Source organism: Endozoicomonas sp. SESOKO3 (assembly GCF_024606255.1).
Genome location: NZ_JAHHPR010000584.1, coordinates 1 through 4,328 on the forward strand (window position 1 = coordinate 1; position 4,328 = coordinate 4,328).

Below are 4,328 nucleotides of genomic sequence, written 5' to 3' on the forward strand. Positions count from 1 at the left end.
CAATTATTGAGAGTCATGAATCAAAAGAGGCGACATCTATCCTGACACAGCGGGGAAGTCCCCTTGACGCTGTTGTTATACGGCGATTTGCACGATACAGGACATTAAAAGATGGAAAAAGAAGCAGCAAAATTATCAGCCGATTGTGTTGATCTAATAAAACACGTTGTCGAAAAACACAACAAAGCTGTACTGGAAGAATTTCATTCACAACTAAAAACCAAAGATCAAGAGATCGAAAGAGTCAAAAGTGTTCTGGAAAAATTGATCGCGTGGCAAGTCAGAGAGATCGGTGCTGATGCAGTACAGGACTTACTGGAAGAGTTGCATATAGAACTGGATCAAGCCACCTAACGCCAATTTCAGCCGCGCGCCGACAGGCGCGTCGGGTGGAGGGGCGAAGCCCCGGAACGAACTGGAAATTTTTGTTAGGCATCGGTCTTTAAAAGAACTCAGTCTCAAATTGACTATTTTGCTCATGCCAATCTTTAATTTGATATTTTTCTTTTTTTACCGCATTAGCGTCTACTATTCTGGGTCGCAGGGCAGAAATTTCATTGTCGAAACTATTTGAGTATACGAATCTATGGGCATGCTCCACTATCATTTTTTTAACTTGCTTCGTTAAATCCTTACTTAACCTGGTGCCTTTTAAAATAGGCTTATCGCCTATTTGAACAAACATTGCATGCTGTGGACTTATCGGAAAAAAGATATTACCTTTTTCCCTTCCCCAACCACCACCAAAATCGTAGTTGTTCTCATCTCTAAAGTTCAGTTTTATTACTGGATTATCACTTGTAGGCCACGAACACCCTCTTGCAGGCTTGATAATTGACCATTTGTGCTGATGAAGAACCTTTTCTGAATATTTCAACAAATGCTTTAATGAATGAATCCATGTGGCTCGCCCAGTATAACTTTCAACTTTTATTCGAGCCATTTCTTTATCGTTTGGATCTCTTTCAGTTCTTATCTTGAGCGGAAATAATTTATCAAGTTCGTTTGAAGGCTCCACAGTATCAGATGGCGATATTGAATTATTTTCAATTTCTTCTTTTAGTCGTTCAAGACTATCTTGCAAAATTTTTTCTTGTGTACGATTTTGCCTAGATAGGTGTTCTAATAATCTTGCTGGTGTTCTAACATCTTGACATGCTAAAAAGCGGATAAGTAAATACCAATCATGTTTAGATAGCTTTTCATCATTTACAGCCTTGGATATAGCTTCTTGAGCTGGAGACTCATAGTTTTTATCGAGCCAATTTTCAAGATCATCTGATTCTTTTCCTGCAATCATTTGTGTATAAAGATGTCTTTGATAGCCAATAGCAGCTGTTGATTGTTTCCTCCATAAATTCTCATTTTCATGTGAAACTAAAGTTTTGTATATACATACTTCGTTTTCACTATCCACCCACCTCTTTAAGTAGAGCTGTGGTACATAATGATTATTTGCCTTAATTTTATTCATCACTTAATTGCTGATGTATGAGATGCCTAACGCCAATTTCAGCGGCTGCGCCGCAGGCGCAGTCCGCTGGAAATTTTTGTTAGGGCGGGAAGTTTAAGTCAATCTCTCCAATCCTTAGTGTAAAGAACATGCTGATCGTTAAGTTGAATAGCTTTATTTTTAATTAGCTTATCAGATGCTTCTTTTCCATATTTACTTATTTCATCAATAGCAATAAATGACTGCTTATTTTCAGAAGCATATATGCCAATAATATTGGCCACAGCGTTATTCTCAATGTTTTTGAAAAGCAATGAATCATGAATCAAAAAAGGCAGTTTTGATGTTTGGAAAAGGGCTAAATCAAAAACCAGTAAGTTTGAAAATGCCTTTCCGGTTCCTGTATCTTCATAAATTTCGTAGTTATAGTTTGAAGATGAAAAGCTGAGATTAGGGCTTTTTCTATGCTCGCTATAAATCAAAGTAATAATTTTTCTGATTTTATCATTTACAATATTTGAAATGAATGATGTAATTCTTTCTCTTTCGACATTAAGGTCAGATTTTATTGTCCTCAAGTCGTCTTTGATTTTAGTATTTTTTTCGTACTGCGAATTTTCTAACTGAGCCTCTTTTAGTCTGTCTGATATTTTACGAACCCTAGTGATAATAGCATTCGGTTTTTTGATATTATTGGAAAGTTCACTTATTTGTTGGTCTATTAGCACTATCTCCTTCTCTATAGTACTTAGCTGTTTTTCTAGCTCAGACTCTTTTTCGTTGATCTCTTCCGTTAAAATTTTTCTTAGTCCGTTATGGAAGTCCTCAATATTTAATAGCTTGGTAGTGTTTACCTCAGGGAAAAAATCTTCTAGCTTTTTTAAATTTCGACTTTTTAAATAATGGCTACTCTCTTTATTTTTCTTAAGTCTATTCAATTGAGATTTGATTTTGTATTTTGTGGCTATCAAACTGTCTTTTTGCTCTTTAGCTTCTAAAGTTTCCTTGCTAATAATTTCACTAACGCTAAGAGCAAACTTTTCTAAGTTTTTCTCTATATCTTGTATTTCACTTTGGGATTCTATAATTACTTTACTATTTTCGTTGTATTTACTTTTTAATATTTTAGGGACAATATTGTTTTTTATCGCTTTATTAAGACTACGATTCTCTTCAGTTTTTTGGCTAAGTTGAGCACTTATTTCAGAGATGCTTTCAAACTGATCATAAATCTTAATGATGTTGTTAATAGATTCACCTGCACTTTGCCCACTAAAGTATTGTAATGGTTTTCTAGGATTTAAATTCTCTTTGCCCCAAACCCGTGAAAATCCAGCAACGCAAGATCTGAAGGAAATTGACTTAGGTGAGGCATATTTTTCCTGAAGAAAATCTGTATATTCTTTCTTCTCAATAGGCTTTACTTCATTATATTCTTCATCACACACATATATCAGATCTGGTGCGTACGTTCCTCTTTTGAAATAAAACCTATCATCAAACAAAAATGAAAATAAATACTCATGATGTCCAAACTCTTCGACAACATCATAGTTGTGTTCCAAAAAATCAGAACCACCATAGATAAAATCTATGACCATTAAGAGTGTTGATTTACCTATAGAATTTGTGGCTTTCTCATCCCCTAGAACAACATTAAGCCCTTCTGAAAATTCGATTCTTTTATCTCTGAAGTGCTCACACTTTATTTCAGTTAACATATTTTACAGTCCTAGTAGAAAAATCAACATCTAGATAATTCAAAACATACAAAGTATCAATTGCGTATATAAACTCATCAATTCCATTAAGTTTTTTCTCTACTTTCAAGTAAAGCTCAGAGACAGCAATATCATTCTCCATTGCTGAAATAATAATATAGAGTTTGCTCAGAACAGACTCATCAAATGAAATAAACTTATTTGGTAGTAACATCAGAATATCTCACAATTTTGAACAAAAAATGAAGCAATGATATCGCTTCTTCTGATGGTGAGTTAGTTTGCTTCTGAATCCAACTAACTATGTTTTTGTATATTATCTGCTGATTGCTTTCTTTCTGTTTTTGTTTTAAATAAAACTCTTTAATCTGAAGACTTATTATATCTGATGCTCCAGGATTTTCATGCTCTACATATGAAAGTTTATTTTTAACAAATGGATAGTACTCTGTAATATTACTTTTGATTCTTCTCTTTGTTAAGTTGGTTAAACTTTTATCTGCTTTCCTATCTACTTGTTTTGGATCATATTCAATCTCTTCTACGTCTAAATTTATATTTTCATCGTAGAGTGAGGAAATAATCTTATTTATATCTTGCTCTATTTGATATTGATGCCATATTTCATGCTGCTTAGTTTTTGCAATAAGACCTTTCTTTATCGCTACTAAATTATTATATTCATCTCGTGTTCTTGGTTTATCGAATTTGCCATGACATATTTTACAAAGAGGGATTAAATTGTCATCATCGTCAACGTTTGTACTTAATTGTTCTACCCCCTTAAGAACAATGGTCTCTTCAGGTTTAGGATTTAATGGATATATATGTGCTAATTCATATTTTTTATATTTAGATCCATTTTTTTCATATAACAAAGGCGTATCACATAATGGACAAATACCATTTACCTGATTGAACAATGCGATATTTGTGTTCTCGCTAAAAGACTTTCTTTTATTTGCCATACACGACCTTACGCTATATGGAATCAATTGATTCTAACATTATATCTTTTGAATAGAATTAGTACACGACAAATTTTGTGTATAATTTTTCACTACATTAACAGTATTTGTTTGAGCTTAGCCCTAACGCCTGGTTCAGCCGCGCCGCCGACGGCGGCGTCGGGTGGAGGGGCGAAGCCCCGGAAC

5 protein-coding genes are annotated in these 4,328 nt (G+C 34.1%); 1 reads left to right on the forward strand and 4 read right to left on the reverse strand.

Annotation, left to right across the window (positions count from 1 at the left end; all coding sequences use genetic code 11):
• The first annotated feature begins 111 nt into the window (after positions 1-111).
• Positions 112-354, forward strand: a complete 243-nt coding sequence (locus KDK18_RS09960) for a hypothetical protein (protein WP_257254749.1) — start codon at positions 112-114, stop codon at positions 352-354.
• An 88-nt stretch (positions 355-442) separates the two neighbouring features.
• Here KDK18_RS09960 and KDK18_RS09965 read toward each other — a convergent pair whose 3' ends face one another.
• From KDK18_RS09965 to KDK18_RS09980, 4 genes are all read right to left on the reverse strand, one after another.
• The gene (locus KDK18_RS09965) at positions 443-1,474 is read right to left on the reverse strand and encodes a DUF4238 domain-containing protein (protein WP_257254750.1); all 1,032 of its coding nucleotides are present in this window, start codon (positions 1,472-1,474) and stop codon (positions 443-445) included.
• A gap of 98 nt (positions 1,475-1,572) precedes the next feature.
• Entirely contained in the window at positions 1,573-3,174 is a 1,602-nt protein-coding gene (locus KDK18_RS09970; RefSeq protein WP_257254751.1) for a DUF2326 domain-containing protein, read from the reverse strand.
• Positions 3,164-3,388, reverse strand: a complete 225-nt coding sequence (locus tag KDK18_RS09975) for an ABC-three component system middle component 7 (protein WP_257254752.1) — start codon at positions 3,386-3,388, stop codon at positions 3,164-3,166. The genes KDK18_RS09970 and KDK18_RS09975 overlap by 11 nt, the downstream gene beginning before the upstream one ends.
• A complete protein-coding gene (locus KDK18_RS09980) occupies positions 3,372-4,142 on the reverse strand; it encodes an ABC-three component system protein (RefSeq protein ID WP_257254753.1) in 771 nt (256 codons plus the stop codon). Before KDK18_RS09980 ends, KDK18_RS09975 begins: the two co-directional genes overlap by 17 nt.
• Positions 4,143-4,328 lie beyond the last annotated feature (186 nt).